At 72.4% G+C, this 15588-nt stretch carries 10 protein-coding genes and 1 riboswitch; of the genes, 9 read left to right on the top strand and 1 reads right to left on the bottom strand.

Annotation, left to right across the window (positions count from 1 at the left end):
• The first annotated feature begins 130 nt into the window (after positions 1 to 130).
• From HCC30_RS22855 to HCC30_RS22895, 9 genes are all read left to right on the top strand, one after another.
• The gene (locus tag HCC30_RS22855) at positions 131 to 2026 is read left to right on the top strand and encodes a methylmalonyl-CoA mutase family protein (RefSeq protein WP_169444620.1); all 1896 of its coding nucleotides are present in this window, start codon (positions 131 to 133) and stop codon (positions 2024 to 2026) included.
• Entirely contained in the window at positions 2023 to 4275 is a 2253-nt protein-coding gene (gene scpA, locus HCC30_RS22860; RefSeq protein ID WP_169444621.1) for a methylmalonyl-CoA mutase, read from the top strand. The genes HCC30_RS22855 and scpA overlap by 4 nt, the downstream gene beginning before the upstream one ends.
• Before the next feature lie 4 nt (positions 4276 to 4279).
• On the top strand, positions 4280 to 5275 hold the full coding sequence (meaB, locus tag HCC30_RS22865) for a methylmalonyl Co-A mutase-associated GTPase MeaB (protein WP_169444622.1): 996 nt from the start codon (positions 4280 to 4282) through the stop codon (positions 5273 to 5275).
• A gap of 207 nt (positions 5276 to 5482) precedes the next feature.
• Positions 5483 to 5628: riboswitch (cobalamin riboswitch) on the top strand.
• Positions 5629 to 5925: 297 nt separating this feature from the next.
• Positions 5926 to 7425: a CoA-acylating methylmalonate-semialdehyde dehydrogenase gene (locus HCC30_RS22870; RefSeq protein ID WP_169444623.1), complete on the top strand. Its 1500-nt coding sequence runs from the start codon at positions 5926 to 5928 to the stop codon at positions 7423 to 7425.
• Positions 7422 to 8570 carry an acyl-CoA dehydrogenase family protein gene (locus HCC30_RS22875; protein ID WP_169444624.1) on the top strand — a complete coding sequence of 383 codons (1149 nt, stop codon included), beginning with the start codon at positions 7422 to 7424 and terminating at the stop codon, positions 8568 to 8570. Before HCC30_RS22870 ends, HCC30_RS22875 begins: the two co-directional genes overlap by 4 nt.
• Positions 8570 to 9703, top strand: coding sequence for an enoyl-CoA hydratase/isomerase family protein (locus HCC30_RS22880; RefSeq protein ID WP_169444625.1), 1134 nt, complete (start codon positions 8570 to 8572; stop codon positions 9701 to 9703). Before HCC30_RS22875 ends, HCC30_RS22880 begins: the two co-directional genes overlap by 1 nt.
• A gap of 44 nt (positions 9704 to 9747) precedes the next feature.
• A complete protein-coding gene (mmsB, locus tag HCC30_RS22885) occupies positions 9748 to 10626 on the top strand; it encodes a 3-hydroxyisobutyrate dehydrogenase (protein ID WP_169444658.1) in 879 nt (292 codons plus the stop codon).
• An 11-nt stretch (positions 10627 to 10637) separates the two neighbouring features.
• Positions 10638 to 11447: an enoyl-CoA hydratase gene (locus HCC30_RS22890; protein WP_169444626.1), complete on the top strand. Its 810-nt coding sequence runs from the start codon at positions 10638 to 10640 to the stop codon at positions 11445 to 11447.
• Positions 11448 to 11695: 248 nt separating this feature from the next.
• Entirely contained in the window at positions 11696 to 12079 is a 384-nt protein-coding gene (locus tag HCC30_RS22895; protein ID WP_169444627.1) for a VOC family protein, read from the top strand.
• Positions 12080 to 12194: 115 nt separating this feature from the next.
• On the opposite strand, the gene HCC30_RS22900 is transcribed toward HCC30_RS22895, so the two are convergent.
• The gene (locus HCC30_RS22900; RefSeq protein WP_346776762.1) at positions 12195 to 15512 is read right to left on the bottom strand and encodes a D-alanyl-D-alanine carboxypeptidase; all 3318 of its coding nucleotides are present in this window, start codon (positions 15510 to 15512) and stop codon (positions 12195 to 12197) included.
• Positions 15513 to 15588 lie beyond the last annotated feature (76 nt).

Raw genomic sequence — 15588 nt, forward strand, 5'->3', positions numbered from 1 at the left:
CAACCGTGCGAAAGGGAACAGAAAGCGGTCCGGAGGGCCGGAGCACGCCGCCAAACCGGGTTACCGGGGAGTTCAAGGTCACAGCGCGCACGTCTGCTGCGGCGCCTGCCCGCTGTCCTAATCTGCCTCCATGACGGTCCCGCCTGACGACGGGCTTCCCCTGACCGCCGACTTCCCGGACGCCACGTACGAACAGTGGCAGCAGCTTGTCGCCGGGGTGCTGCAGAAAACGGGGGCCCGGTCCATCGACGACAAACGGCCCGAGGCCGCCCTTGCCACTTCGCTGCCGGACGGGATCCGTGTGAACCCGCTCTACACGGCGGCAGACGGGCGGGCCGCCGAGGACAGGCCGGGCTTCGCCCCGTTCACACGGGGTGCGAAGCCGGAAGGAAACGCGGCCGGCGGATGGGACATCCGCCAGGCACACCGCCGCGCCGACGCGCAGGGCACCCGCGAGGCGGTCCTCGCCGACCTGGAGAACGGCGTCAGCTCCGTGTGGCTGACCGTCGGCTCCGGCGGCCTGCCCGTGCAGGACCTGGGCATGGCCCTGGACGGCGTGTACCTGGAGCTGGCCCCCGTCGTGCTCGACGCGGGCGCCGAGACCGGCGCAGCCGCGCGTGAACTCCTGCGCCTGTACGGCGAGTACGGAGCGACACTGCCGGAGAGCACCCCGGGCAACCTCGGCGCCGACCCGCTCGGGTACGCGGCCCGCACCGGCGAGCACGGCGCGGTCGACGGACTCCTGCGCGAGGCCGCCGAGTTGGCGGTGCTGTGCCACGACGGGCAGCCGGGCCTGCGGGCCCTCACCGTCGACGCGCTGCCGTACCACGAGGCGGGCGGCTCCCCGGCGCAGGAACTGGGCGCCTCACTGGCTGTCGGGGTCGCGTACCTGCGGCGGCTGACGGAGGCCGGCCTGTCGCCGGAAGCGGCCTGCGCACAGCTGGAGTTCCGGTACGCGGCGACCGCCGACCAGTTCACCACCATCGCCACACTGCGGGCCGCGCGCCGGCTCTGGGCGCGGGTGGCGCAGGTGTGCGGAGTGGAGGGCGGCAGCGCGGCCCAGCGGCAGCACGCCGTCACCTCCCCGGTGATGATGACGCGCCGCGACCCGTGGGTGAACATGCTGCGCACCACCGTCGCCTGCCTCGGCGCGGGCGTCGGCGGCGCGGACGCGGTGACGGTGCTGCCGTTCGACGAGGCGCTCGGCCTGCCGGACGCGTTCGCCCGGCGCATCGCCCGCAACACCTCCAGCATCCTGGTGGAGGAGTCGCACCTGGCGGGCGTCATCGACCCCGCGGGCGGCTCCTGGTACGTCGAGACGCTGACCGACGAACTGGCGCGGGCCGCCTGGGCCTGGTTCCAGGAGATCGAGCGGGCCGGAGGCATGGCACAGGCCCTGCGCGACGGCCTGGTCGGCGACCGGCTGGCCGCCGAGTGGGCCCGCCGCGGCGAGGCGCTCGCGCACCGCAGGGAGCCGGTCACGGGAGTGAGCGAGTTCCCGCTGCTGGCGGAGACCCCGCTGGAGCGCGAGAGCGCACCCGAGGCACCGCGCGGCGGCGGCCTGCCGCGCGTCCGCAGGGACGACGCCTTCGAGGCGCTGCGCTCCCGTTCGGACGCGCATCTCGCCGCCACGGGCAGCAGGCCGCGGCTGTTCCTCGCCGCGCTCGGCCCCGCCGCCGCGCACACGGCGCGGGTGTCGTTCGTGTCCAACCTGCTCCAGGCGGGCGGCATCGAGCCGGTGCACGACCCCGTCACCGTCGACGCCGAGTCCGCCGCCGGGGCCCTCGCCCGCAGCGGCGCCACCGTCGCCTGCCTCTGCTCCGACGACACCCGGTACGCCGAGGAGGCCGCCGGGGTCACGGCGGCGCTGAAGGCGGCGGGTGCCGCGTCCGTCCTGCTCGCCGGCCGCCCGAAGGGCGAGCAGCGGGAGGAGTACGAGCGGGCGGGTGTCGACGAGTTCGTCTTCGCGGGCGGCGACGCGGTCGCCGTCCTCTCGTCCCTTCTCGACCGCATGGGGGTGGCATGACACAGCACGAGGGTTCGCGGCCGCGTCCCGTGCCGGACTTCTCGGGCATCGCCCTGGAGCCCGAGGACGCCGCCGCTACCGCACAGCGGCCCGCGGACGCCGAGGCGGACGCGTTGTGGGCGAGCGCGGTGAAGGAGCGCACCGGCCGGAGCACGGACGACCTGTCCTGGCACACGCCGGAGGGCATCACCGTCAAGCCGCTGTACACGGCGGACGACGTGAACGGTCTGGACTTCCTGGGCACCTACCCGGGCATCGCCCCGTACCTGCGGGGCCCGTACCCGACCATGTACGTCAACCAGCCGTGGACCGTGCGGCAGTACGCGGGTTTCTCCACGGCCGAGGAGTCGAACGCCTTCTACCGGCGGAACCTCGCGGCGGGCCAGAAGGGCCTGTCCGTCGCCTTCGACCTGCCCACGCACCGGGGTTACGACAGCGACCATCCGCGGGTGACGGGTGACGTCGGCATGGCGGGCGTCGCCATCGACTCCATCTACGACATGCGGCAGTTGTTCGACGGCATCCCGCTGGACCGCATGACGGTGTCGATGACGATGAACGGTGCGGTGCTGCCCGTGCTGGCGCTCTACATCGTCGCCGCCGAGGAACAGGGCGTGCCGCCGGAGAAGCTTGCGGGGACCATTCAGAACGACATCCTCAAGGAGTTCATGGTCCGCAACACCTACATCTATCCGCCGCAGCCCTCGATGCGGATCATCTCCGACATCTTCGCGTACACCTCGCAGAAGATGCCGCGCTACAACTCCATCTCCATTTCCGGGTATCACATCCAGGAGGCCGGTGCGACGGCCGATCTAGAGCTGGCCTACACGCTGGCCGACGGTGTGGAGTACCTGCGCGCCGGCATGGACGCGGGCATGGACGTGGACGCTTTCGCGCCACGCCTCTCGTTCTTCTGGGCGATCGGCATGAACTTCTTCATGGAGGTCGCCAAGCTGCGCGCCGCGCGGCTGCTGTGGGCGAAGCTGGTGAAGCAGTTCGACCCGAAGAACCCCAAGTCGCTCTCGCTGCGCACCCATTCGCAGACCTCCGGCTGGTCGCTCACCGCGCAGGACGTGTTCAACAACGTGACGCGCACCTGTGTGGAGGCGATGGCGGCGACCCAGGGGCACACCCAGTCGCTGCACACCAACGCCCTCGACGAGGCGCTGGCCCTGCCGACGGACTTCTCCGCGCGGATCGCCCGCAACACGCAGCTGCTCCTCCAGCAGGAGTCGGGCACCTGCCGCGTCATCGACCCGTGGGGCGGCAGCGCCTACGTGGAGCGCCTGACGTACGACCTGGCGCGGCGGGCCTGGCAGCACATCGAGGAGGTGGAGGCCGCGGGCGGCATGGCGAAGGCCATCGACGCGGGCATCCCGAAGCTGCGCGTCGAGGAGGCGGCGGCCCGCACGCAGGCCCGGATCGACTCGGGGCGGCAGCCCGTCATCGGTGTCAACAAGTACCGGTCGGACAGCGACGAGCAGATCGAGGTCCTCAAGGTCGACAACTCCTCCGTGCGCGCCCAGCAGATCGAGAAGCTGCGGCGGCTGCGCGAGGAGCGCGACGAGGGCGCGTGCCGGGCGGCGCTGGACGCGCTCACGGCGGCCGCCGAGTCAGGCCCCGGGCCCGGCCTGGAGGGCAACCTGCTGGCGCTGGCGGTCGACGCGGCGAGAGCGAAGGCGACGGTGGGCGAGATCTCGGACGCTCTGGAGAAGACGTACGGCCGGCACGCGGGCCAGATCCGTACGATCTCGGGTGTGTACAGGAACGAGGCCGGGGAGTCGGCGGGCGTGGAGCGCACCCGCGCTCTGGTCGACGACTTCGAGCGCGACGAGGGCCGCCGGCCGCGGCTGCTGGTCGCCAAAATGGGCCAGGACGGGCACGACCGGGGCCAGAAGGTCATCGCGACGGCCTTCGCGGACCTGGGCTTCGACGTGGACGTCGGCCCGCTGTTCCAGACGCCGGCCGAGGTGGCCAGGCAGGCCGTCGAGGCGGACGTGCACATCGTCGGCGTCTCCTCGCTGGCGGCCGGACACCTCACGCTGGTCCCCGCGCTGCGGGAGCAGCTGGCGGAGGCGGGACGGGACGACATCATGATCGTCGTCGGCGGGGTGATCCCGCCGCAGGACGTCGAGGCGCTGCACGAGGCGGGCGCCACGGCCGTCTTCCCGCCCGGCACGGTCATCCCGGACGCGGCGTACGACCTGGTCACGAAGCTCGCCGCGAGCCTCGGCCACGAGTGGTGAGCGCGTGCCGCAGAAGATCGACATCGACAGTTACGCGGAGGGTGTCCTGGGCGGCAGGCGTGCCCAGGTGGCCCGCGCCATCACCCTCGTCGAGTCCACCCGCGCCGACCACCGCGAGCTGGCGCAGCAGCTGCTGACGCGGCTGCTGCCGCACGCGGGCAGGGCCGCGCGGGTCGGGATCAGCGGGGTGCCGGGCGTCGGCAAGTCGACGTTCATCGACTCGCTGGGCACGATGCTGACCGAGCAGGGGCACCGGGTCGCGGTGCTGGCCGTCGACCCGTCCTCCAGCCGGACGGGGGGCTCCATCCTGGGCGACAAGACGCGCATGGAGCGTCTGTCGGTCAACCCGGAGGCGTTCGTGCGCCCTTCGCCGACCTCGGGCACGCTCGGCGGGGTCGCGAAGGCCACCCGCGAGACCATGATCGTGATGGAGGCGGCGGGTTACGACGTCGTCCTGGTGGAGACGGTCGGTGTCGGGCAGAGCGAGACCACCGTGGCCGACATGGTGGACACCTTTCTGCTGCTCACCCTGGCCCGCACGGGCGACCAGCTGCAGGGCATCAAGAAGGGCGTCCTGGAGCTCGCCGACGTCATCACCGTCAACAAGGCCGACGGCCCGCACGAGCGCGACGCCCGCTCCGCGGCCCGCGAACTGGCGGGCGCGCTGCGGCTGATGCAGCCCGCTGACGCCGCGTGGACGCCCCCGGTGCTGCACTGCAGCGCCCGTGAGAACACCGGTCTGGACGCGGTGTGGGAGCGGGTGCAGCAGCACCGTTCGGTGCTCGACGCGAGCGGGAGGCTGACCTCCAAACGGCGCGACCAGCAGGTCGACTGGGCGTGGTCGATGGTGCGTGACCATCTCCTCAACAGCCTGGAGCGGCACCCCGAGGTGCGCCGGCTGGCCCCCGTGCTGGAGGAGCAGGTGCGGGACGGGACGCTGACGGCGACGCTCGCGGCCGAGCGTCTCATCGAGGCGTTCGGCACGGCCCGCACGGACTGAGCGGCGCGGAGCACGCGGGGCGGGGCGTACTGGCTCAGTGGCTTGCTGGCTCAGTGGCTCAGCCACTCGCCCAGGCCCGCCCCGTCCCCGCAGGTGAGCGGTGCGGTTCAGTGGTGCGGAATGGCCGGTTCACGTCGCTGTGGCGCCGGTGCACCCTGGACTTACTTGGACGTCCAACTATATGTTCGTGACCGAGCCCGCGGTGCAGGGAAGTCTGGTGCGAATCCAGCACGGTCCCGCCACTGTGACCGGGAGTGCGCCTCCCCGGGCCCAACAGGCAAGCCACTGGCGGCAGTCGGAGACGGCCCGCCGGGACGGCTCGGAGGCGCGCGCTGAACCGGGAGTCAGATACCGGCCGCGGGACGGCTCGTGTTGTCCACGCGGATGGAGCAGACACGCATGACCACGCCACAGGCATGCTCAGGCGGCCCCGCAGCACCGGGGCGTTCCGGCGATCCCGCCACCCCGCCGCCCCAGGGGCCCTGACGCCCCGGGGCGCCGCGCACCCGTACGCGCACCGCTCTCCGTACCGGAGCCCCCGTACGAGAACCGCACCGTCACCACGGTGCGGGCGCCGAGCGCGCGCGGCTGTCCGCCCTCCGTCCCGCCTCCGGGGCCCACCGGCCCCACCCGACGAGAGCAGGTCTTCCATGGTCCGTGAGCTGACGCACTTCGTCGGCGGCAAGCATGTCCCGGGAAACTCGGGCGAGTTCGCCGACGTCCACGACCCGAACACCGGACGCGTACAGGCACGCGTACCGATGGCGCACCGCGCCGACACCGAGACGGCCATCGCCGACGCGGAACGCGCCCAGGAGGAATGGGCCCGCTGGAACCCGCAGCGGCGCGCCCGCGTCCTGCTGCGCTTCCTCACACTGGCCGAACGCGAACGCGACGCGCTGGCCCGCCTGTTGTCCGCCGAGCACGGCAAGACCGTCGCCGACGCGCACGGGGACGTGCAGCGGGGACTGGAGGTGGTGGAGTTCGCCGCCGGCATCCCCCACCTGCTGAAGGGCGAGTTCACCGACAACGCCGGCACCGGCATCGACGTGCACTCGCTGCGCCAGCCCCTGGGCGTCACGGCGGGCATCACCCCGTTCAACTTCCCCGCCATGATCCCCCTGTGGAAGGCGGCACCCGCCCTGGCCTGCGGCAACGCCTTCGTCCTCAAGCCCTCCGAACGCGCCCCCTCGGTACCCCTGCGGCTCGCCGAACTGTTCCTGGAGGCGGGGCTGCCGCCCGGTGTCCTCAACGTCGTCAACGGCGGGCCCGAGGCGGCCGGCACGCTCGTGGAGGACCCGCGCGTCCAGGCCGTCGGCTTCGTCGGCTCCACTCCCACCGCGGCCCACGTGTACGCGCGGGCCGCCGCGCACGGAAAGCGCGCACAGTGCTTCGGCGGCGCCAAGAACCACCTGATCGTCATGCCCGACGCGGACCTCGGGCAGGCCGCCGACGCCCTCATCGGCGCCGCGTACGGCTCGGCCGGCGAACGGTGCATGGCCGCGTCCGTCGCCGTCCCCGTCGGCCAGGAGACCGCGCACGCGCTGGTCGCCGAACTCACCGAACGGGTACGCGCGCTCCGCATCGGACGGAGCGACGACCCCGAGGCCGATTTCGGGCCGCTCATCGGCCGGGAGGCCGTCGACCGCGTCCACGGCTACGTGGCGAGCGGAGTGCGCGAAGGCGCCGAACTCCTCGCCGACGGACGGGACTTCCGGCTCCCCGGGCACGAGGGCGGATTCTTCACCGGCCCCAGCCTCTTCGACCATGTCACCCCCGGGATGCGGATCTACCGCGAGGAGATCTTCGGCCCCGTGCTGTGCGTCGTCCGGGCCGCCGACTACGAGGAAGCGCTGCGGCTGCCGAGTGAGCACCCCTTCGGCAACGGCGTCTCCCTCTTCACCCGCGACGGCGACACCGCGCGGGACTTCACCCGCCGCGTGCGGACCGGAATGGTCGGCGTGAACGTGCCCATTCCGGTGCCCGTCGCGTACCACACCTTCGGTGGCTGGAAGCAGTCCGGATTCGGGGACTTGAACCAGCACGGGCCGGACGCCGTCCGCTTCTTCACCCGCACCAAAACGGTCACCTCCCGCTGGCCGTCCGGCGTCAAGGAGGGTGCCAGCTTCACCCTCCCCACGATGAGGTGAGCGCCGTGCACGCACTGACCGACGACCAGCGCGCACTGGTGGACACCACCCGCGACTTCGCCCGCGAACACCTCGCACCGCACGCCGTGACCTGGGACCGCGAGAAGCACTTCCCCCTCGACGTCCTCCGCAAGGCCGCCGCCCTCGGCCTCGGCGGCGTCTACGTCCCGGAGGAGGACGGCGGCTCCGGACTCGGCCGCACCGACGGCGCCCTGGTCTTCGAGGCCCTGGCGACCGGCTGCCCGTCCCTCGCCGGCTACCTGTCCATCCACAACATGGTCGGCTGGATGGTGGCCCGGTACGGAGACGCCCACCAGCGCGGGCGGCTGCTTCCCGCCCTGTGCTCCATGGACGCGCCCGCCAGCTACTGCCTCACCGAACCCGGCGCCGGCTCCGACGCCGCGGCCCTGCGCACCCGCGCGGTGCGCGACGGCGACGGCTACGTACTGGACGGGGTCAAACAGTTCATCTCCGGAGCGGGCGCCTCCGAGCTGTACCTCGTGATGGCCCGCACCGGCTCGGTGGGCCCCTCCGGCATCAGCGCCTTCCTCGTCGAACGCGACGACCCCGGCCTCTCCTTCGGGCCGAACGAACAGAAGATGGGCTGGAACGCGCAGCCCACCCGGCAGGTCGTCCTCGACGGGGTGCGGCTGCCCGCCGGACGGCGGCTCGGCGCCGAGGGCGACGGCTTCCGGATCGCCATGAACGGGCTCAACGGCGGCCGGCTCGGCATCGCCGCCTGCTCCCTCGGCGGGGCACAGTCCGCGCTGGAGCGCAGCCTCTCCCACCTGCGCGACCGGGAGGCGTTCGGCGCACCCCTGGTGCAGGCACAGGCCCTCCAGTTCCAACTGGCCGACATGGCCACGGAACTGCGCGCGGCTCGCGCCCTGGTGCACGAGGCGGCCGCCGCCCTCGACGCCGGAGCCGCCGACGCCGCCCAACTGTGCGCCATGGCCAAACGGTTCGCGACCGACACCGGCTCGTCCGTCGCCGACACCGCGCTCCAGCTGCACGGCGGATACGGCTACCTGTCCGAGTACGGCATGGAGAAGATCGTCCGGGACCTGAGGGTCCACCGGATCCTGGAAGGAACAAACGAGATCATGCGGCTGATCGTCGCCCGCGGACTGACTGGAGCAGCCTGATGCACGCGAACCCCGGAACACCCTCCGCCCCCGGCCACGGGACGGCGGAGGACCCCGTACTGGTGCGCAGGGAGGGCCGCGCCGGGCACATCGTCCTGAACCGGCCACGCGCCCTGAACTCGCTCACCCTCGACATGGTGCGCCGCATCGACGCCGCACTGACCGCGTGGGAGCACGACGAGAGGGTCACCACCGTCGTCGTGTCCGGCGCGGGCGGGCGCGGCCTGTGCGCGGGCGGCGACATCCGCGGCATCCACGACGACGCCAAGTACGGGGACGGCAGCGCCTCCCGCACCTTCTGGCGCGAGGAGTACCACCTCAACGCCCGCATCGCCCGCTACCCGAAGCCCTATGTGGCACTGATGGACGGCGTGGTGATGGGCGGCGGCGTCGGCGTCTCCGCGCACGGCAGCGTCCGCGTCGTCACCGAACGCTCGAAGGTCGCCATGCCGGAGACCGGCATCGGCTTCGTGCCCGACGTCGGCGGCACCTACCTGCTCTCCCTCGCCCCCGGCGCCCTGGGCACCTACCTCGCCCTGACCGCCGCACCCGTCGGCGCCGACGACGCCCTGCTGTGCGGCCTCGCCGACCACCGCATGGACTCCTCCCGGCTGGACGCCTTCGTCCTCTCGCTGGCCGAGATGGACGCTGCCGACGCGGTACGCCTGCACGTCACCGGCACGGACAGCGCTTCGGCGGACACGGAGGACCAGGGCCTCGCCGCGCACCGGGAGTGGATCGACTCCTGCTTCTCCGCCGACAGCGTCGAGGAGATCGTGGAACGGCTCCGGGCACACGGCAGCCCGGCGGCCAAGGAAGCCGCGGAGACGGTCTGCGCCAAATCCCCCACGGCACTGAAGGTCACCCTCGCCGCACTGCGCCGCGCACGGGAGCTGGGCCCGCTGGAGCGCGTCCTCGACCAGGAGTACCGCGTCTCCTGCGCGGCACTGTCCTCGCACGACCTGGTGGAGGGCGTACGCGCCCAGATCGTCGACAAGGACCGGAAGCCGCAGTGGTCCCCCGCCCGGCTGGAGGACGTCCAACAGGCCGATGTGGAGCGCCACTTCGCGCCGCTCGGCGCAGCGGAACTCGGCCTCGGCGCCGGGCTGGACGGCACGGAGTCCCCGTGGTGACCGCGGGCGCCGGCACCACCGTGGCGTTCCTCGGCCTCGGCGCCATGGGCGGCCCGATGGCCGCGAACCTGGCCGGCGCCGGATTCCGGGTGCGCGGCTTCGACGTCTCCGCCGAGGCCGTCGCCCGCACCGAGCGGTCCGGGGTCACGGCGGCGGGCTCCGCGGCGGAGGCCGCGGCGGGCGCGGAGGTGGTGGTCACCATGCTGCCCAGCGGCCGCCACGTCCTCGACGCCTACCGGCGCGACGGGCTGCTCGCCGCAGCGCCCGCCGGGGCCCTGTTCGTGGACTGCTCCACCATCGACGTCGCCGACGCCCGCGCGGCCCACGAGGCGGCCCGGGCGGCGGGCCACCGGGCCCTCGACGCGCCCGTCTCCGGCGGCGTCGTCGGCGCCACGGACGGGACGCTCACCTTCATGGCGGGCGGGACGGAACCGGAGTTCACCGCCGCCGGCCCCCTTCTCGACGCCATGGGACGCCGAGCCGTGCACTGCGGGCCACCGGGCGCCGGGCAGGCGGCCAAGATCTGCAACAACATGGTGCTGGCCACCTCGACACTCGCCGTGAGCGAGGCGTTCGTGCTCGGCGAGCGGCTCGGGCTGGACCACCAGGCGCTGTACGACGTGATGTCGACCGCGTCCGCGCAGTGCTGGTCCCTCACCACCAACTGCCCCGTCCCCGGGCCCGTCCCGGCCAGCCCCGCCAACCACGACTACCGTCCCGGATTCTCCGCGCCCCTCATGGCGAAGGACCTCCGGCTGGCCGTCAGCGCCGCCCGACAGGCCGGTGTAGTGGCCGACTTCGGGGCACGAGCGGCCGCACTGTACGCCGATTTCGCCGAACACGAGGGCGCGGGCCGGGACTTCAGCGCCGTCATCGACCGCGTCCGGCGCCTCGGCACCGAGGTGCCGGCGGCCCGGCGGTGAGAGGAGCGAGCATGACCGGCACCACCGAAGGGACGGACAGCACGCCCGGACCGTACGAGACCATCCGTGTGGAGCGGCACGGGCGTACCGCGGTGATCACGCTGGACCGGCCGAAGGCCCTGAACGCGCTCAGTGTCCGGCTGATGCACGAGGTCGTCGACGCCGCCGGCTCGCTGGACCGGGACCCGGAGATCGGCTGTCTCGTGCTCACCGGCTCGCGCAAGGCGTTCGCGGCCGGAGCCGACATCAAGGAGATGCGGCCGCACTCCTACATGGACGTCTATCTCGGCGACTGGTTCGGCCTGTGGGACAGGTTCGCCGAGGTCCGCACACCCACCGTGGCGGCCGTCTCCGGGCACGCCCTGGGCGGCGGCTGCGAACTGGCCATGATGTGCGACGTCCTGATCGCCTCCGACACCGCCCGGTTCGGCCAGCCGGAGATCACCCTGGGTGTCATCCCCGGCATCGGCGGCTCCCAGCGCCTGACCCGGGCCGTGGGCAAGGCGAAGGCCATGGACCTGTGCCTCACCGGCAGGACGATGGACGCCGAGGAGGCGGAACGCGCCGGGCTCGTCTCCCGCGTCGTCCCCGCCGACGACCTGCTGCCCGAGGCCCTCGCCACCGCCGGGACCATCGCGGGCATGTCGGCGCCGGTCGCCATGATGGCCAAGGAGAGCGTCAACCGCGCCTTCGAGACCACCCTCACCGAGGGCGTGCGCTTCGAACGCCGCCTGTTCCACGCCACGTTCGCCACCGACGACCAGAAGGAGGGCATGACCGCCTTCGTCGAGAAGCGCACCCCGCGCTTCACCCACCGCTGAGCCCTCCCGGGAGGGAGCCCTGGTCCCCGGGACGCAGGACCGTGGCCCGGCCCGGCCTCCGCCCCGGGGCCACAGGTCGTACGCCGAAAGACCGAATCCGTGGCGAAATACCCCACGGTGTCAGCGGAGTTGGACATGAGTGACACGCACGGAACCGCGTGCGGGACACGCGTGAGAGCGCGACGGTGCGCGTACGGGACAGCGCACCGCGTGCTCCGCCGGGCCGCGACGAACACAAGGAGACCACCATGTCCGTCCAGCTCAACCACACCATCGTCCACTCCGCCGACAAGAAGGCCTCGGCCGACTTCCTGGCCTCCCTGCTGGGCCTCGAAGTGCAGCCCCAGTTCGGCCCGTTCCTCCCCGTCGTCACCGTGAACGAGGTGGCACTCGACTTCGCGGACGCCGACGGGCCGATCACACCCCAGCACTACGCGTTCCTCGTCTCCGAGGAGGAGTTCGACGGAATCTTCGGCCGCATCCAGGACGCCGGACTGACCTACTACGCCGACCCGTACCGGACCCGCCCCGGCGAGATCAACCACAACGACGGCGGCCGCGGCGTGTACTGGCTCGACCCGGACGGCCACGTCCTGGAGATCCTCACCCGCCCCTACGGCAGCGGCAGCTGACCCCGGCCCGACGTCCGGCGGCACACGCACCGGAGCCCCGGCGCCTCCCCTCAGGGGACGAGCGCCGGGGCTCCGGTGTGCGGACAGTGACCCCGTCCGGGGCCGGCCGAGCCGGTCAGAGGATGCGCGTCAGCTTGGAGCCGAAGTCCGGCTCCGTCGCGTCCTCCTGGAGTGCGACGGGCACCTTCACCTGGCCCGGACCGTCACCCACCGTCAGTGTGCCGACCTTCGTGCCCTTCGGCGCCTCGCTGGGGATGGTCTTGCCGTTGTCCGTGAGCCCCAGCTTCACCTTCAGCCCGGACCAGCCGACAGCGGTGACGTCCTCCGTCGCGACGACGGGCGTCTTCCCGCCCATCTTGTCGTCGACGTAGCCCACCACATCGCCCTTCTTGACGACCTTCTTCGCCTCCAGCTCGTCCTGCGCGGTGTCCATGAGCTTCTTGCTCTCCTGCAGGACGGTGTCGAGGATGGAGGGACGGTACTGGCCCAGCACGGCGCCCACGATCAGCTGCTTGGTGCCGCCGATCTCCTTCTCGGCCGCGAAGAGCAGGTTGCCGCCCGCCTTCGTGGTCGTACCGGTCTTGATGCCGACCACGCCGTCCAGGGGCACCAGCCGGTTCCAGTTGCCGTGCTTGTCGCCCTTGGCGTCCGTGTAGTGCGGCATCCGCACCGTGTCGCGGAACATCGGGATGTCCATGGCCTTCTTCGCCAGCTTCACCTGGTCGGCCGCGGTGCTGACGGTGGAGGCGTTGAGTCCGCTCGGGTCGGTGTACTCGGTGTTCTTCATGCCCAGGTCGGCGGCGGCGTCGTTCATCTTCTTCGTGAACGCCTTCTCGGAACCCGCGTCCCAACGGGCAAGCAGGCGGGCGACGTTGTTCGCGGACGCGATCATGATGGCCTCCACGGCCTCACGCTGCGTCAGCTTGTCACCCTCCTTCACCTTCACCGTCGACTCGTTCTGCGCACTCAGCCCGGCCTCTTCCTCGGCCTTCTTGTCGACCGGGATCGTCTTGCCGTCCTCACCCGGCTTCACCGGGTGGTCGCGGAGTATGACGTACGCCGTCATCACCTTCGCGACACTCGCGATCGGCACCGGCTTCTCCCCGCCCGACGAACCGAACGAGCCCAGGCCCTCGACGTCCAGCACCGCCTGGCCCTCCGACGGCCACGGCACGTCGGGCTTGCCGCCCGCGAACGTGTACGTCGGCGAAGCCGTCAGCGTCAGCCCCGGCTCCGGAAGCGGACGGACGGACTGCGCGATCACGAAGACGATCGCCAGCAGCACGACCAGCGGCGTCCAGATCTTGACCCGCCGCACGGCGGTCCGCAGCGGAGTCTCCGGCGGGGGCGGCGTGTTGGTCAGCTGCGCCAGCAGGTCCAACGGGGCCTGGTCCGGGCGCGGCTGCTGACGCGTCAGCTCCGCCTCGCTCATCTCCGGCGGCAGCTCACCCCCGCCGACGGCACCCGCACCGGCCGCCTTGCCCGTCCCGGCAGCCGCGTCCTCCCGGGTACTGCCCGTACGCGGCTTGCCCTCGGCCTTGGCCGGAACGGCCGACTTCGGCTTCCCGGCACCCGGCCGCTCGTCCGTGGACTTCAGCGGGACGAACTGGCTGGTGCGCTCGGACTCGGATTCGGAGTCGGACCTGGGGCTGGCCTTGGAGGTGGAAGTGGTCGGCTTTGCCTCGGACTTGGGGGTGGCCTTGGCGTCCTTGGGCTTGGGCTCCTCGGACTTGGAGGCCGCCTTGTCGTCCGCCTTGGAGGCCGCCTTCGCGTCCTCGGCGGCCGTGGCGTCCTTCGCGGCAGGGCTCGTGGCGTCGGCCTTGTCGGCGTCCTCGGGCTCGCTTCCGCTGACCGGGTCGGCGGCGGACTTCGCCTCTGCTCCGGGCTTCTTCGCGGCGGCCGCCGGGGACTCGGAGACCACCTTCAGGACCGTGGTGCGGTCGGCCGGCCCGTCGGCGGCCCCGTCCTCGGCGTCCTTCTTCGCGGCCGGCTCGTCGGCGTCCTTCGCCGCGGCCTCGGCGGCGGCGTCGGCTTCCGGCTCCGTCTTGGCCGCTTTGTCCTCAACGTCCGCCGGAGCGGCGGGAGTTGCCGAGCTGTCGGCGTCCTTGGCGTCCCCGGTGAGCGACGGGGTCACCTTCAGCTGCGTGGTCCGGTCGGCCTCGCCGTCCGCGGCCGCGCCCTTTGCTTCCGCGTCCTTCGCAGGCGCGTCTGCGGCGGTCTTGGCCTCCGGCTCCTGGGCGTCCGCGTCCTCGGCGCTCTTGTCCGCGGACTTCGCGGCGCCGACCGTGGAGAGCACCGTCGTCGCGTCCGGAGCGGAGCTCAGGCCGTGGCCGAGGCGCGGGTCCTCGGCGGCACCCGTCGCCTGCGTGCTCCCGGACTTCGCGGCCTCCGTTTTGGCGCCCTCGCCCTTCCGGTCCGCCGGCTTCGCGTCCTTCGCCGCGGCGGTGTCGGTCGCGGGCGTCTCGTCGGACGTCGCGGCAGCGGACGCCGTCGTCTTCTTCGCGGCCGCCTTCTTGGCCGCGGGGGCCTCGGCCGCGGTCTTCTTGGCCGCTGTCTTCTTCGCCGGGGCCTTCTTCGCGGTGCTCTTCTTGGCCGTCGTCTTCTTGGCGGCGGTCTTCTTCTCCGCCGGCTCGTCCGACGCGGTCTTCTTGGCGGCCGTCTTCTTCGCCGTGGTCTTCTTCGCGGCGGTCTTCTTGGCCGTCGCCTTCTTGGCGGCGGCCTTCTTCGCGGGAGCCTTCTTGGCCGCGGCCTTCGCCGGCTGTGCCTTCTCCTCGGCGTCCCCGGCCTTTCCGGCGTCCTCGGACGTCGCCGGTTCCGCGTCCGCGCCGCCGTCCTCGCCCGGCTTCTTGGACGCGCCGAAGAAGGCCGCCGTCATGCGCTCGGCACGGCGCGCGGCCGCCTCCTCGGAGTTCTCCGAGGTGTCGGACGGAGCGCTCGACGCCGCACCGTCTTCGCCGTCGCGAACGGTACGGAACATGGCGGTCGGCTGGTCCGCCCCGGCGCTGCCGGACTCGGCGGACGCGTCCTTGCCGCCGCGCGGGCGCCTGGGAAGTCCGCTCGCGGCGGATTGGCCGGAATTCGCTTCGGACCCAGCTTCGCGTGCTGTCTCGTCGCCGCCGGAGGGGCTCTCGCCGGACGGGGCACGCTCGTCCTCCGAGCCCGCGACCCAGGCCGCCACAGCGGCCTTCAGGCGCTCGTCACGGCCCTTGCCCGCCGCCTCGGCGGAACCGGAGTCCCCGGATTCGGCATCGCGATCCGGACCGTCACCCGACGACGACTGCGTGTCACCGTCGCTCTTCGTACGAGAGGTTCCGGCGTCCTGCGCGCTCTCCTCGCCCCCACCGGGGCTCACCGCGTCGCGTTCCTCCGCCGTCTCCGTCGCCTCCCCCGACGACTTTCCACGCTCCACCTTGCCGGGGGACTCGCCCGCCACCGATGCCTCCTGATGCTGATGCTCGCCGCTCGCCCTACCAGTTAACAGTGTCCGTCCACCGCTTCCGCCCCATCGC

Origin of the sequence: Streptomyces sp. HNM0574 (assembly GCF_012726235.1) — a bacterium.
In the GTDB taxonomy this organism is placed as follows: domain Bacteria; phylum Actinomycetota; class Actinomycetes; order Streptomycetales; family Streptomycetaceae; genus Streptomyces.

What these genes read in the sequence shown, in the direction of transcription:
- HCC30_RS22880 (WP_169444625.1), top strand. Translation starts at nt 8,570, where the DNA reads ATGCACGCGAACCCCGGAACACCCTCCGCCCCCGGCCACGGGACGGCG.
- HCC30_RS22895 (WP_169444627.1), top strand. Translation starts at nt 11,696, where the DNA reads ATGTCCGTCCAGCTCAACCACACCATCGTCCACTCCGCCGACAAGAAG.
- scpA (WP_169444621.1), top strand. Translation starts at nt 2,023, where the DNA reads ATGACACAGCACGAGGGTTCGCGGCCGCGTCCCGTGCCGGACTTCTCG.
- HCC30_RS22890 (WP_169444626.1), top strand. Translation starts at nt 10,638, where the DNA reads ATGACCGGCACCACCGAAGGGACGGACAGCACGCCCGGACCGTACGAG.
- mmsB (WP_169444658.1), top strand. Translation starts at nt 9,748, where the DNA reads ATGGGCGGCCCGATGGCCGCGAACCTGGCCGGCGCCGGATTCCGGGTG.
- HCC30_RS22855 (WP_169444620.1), top strand. Translation starts at nt 131, where the DNA reads ATGACGGTCCCGCCTGACGACGGGCTTCCCCTGACCGCCGACTTCCCG.
- HCC30_RS22870 (WP_169444623.1), top strand. Translation starts at nt 5,926, where the DNA reads ATGGTCCGTGAGCTGACGCACTTCGTCGGCGGCAAGCATGTCCCGGGA.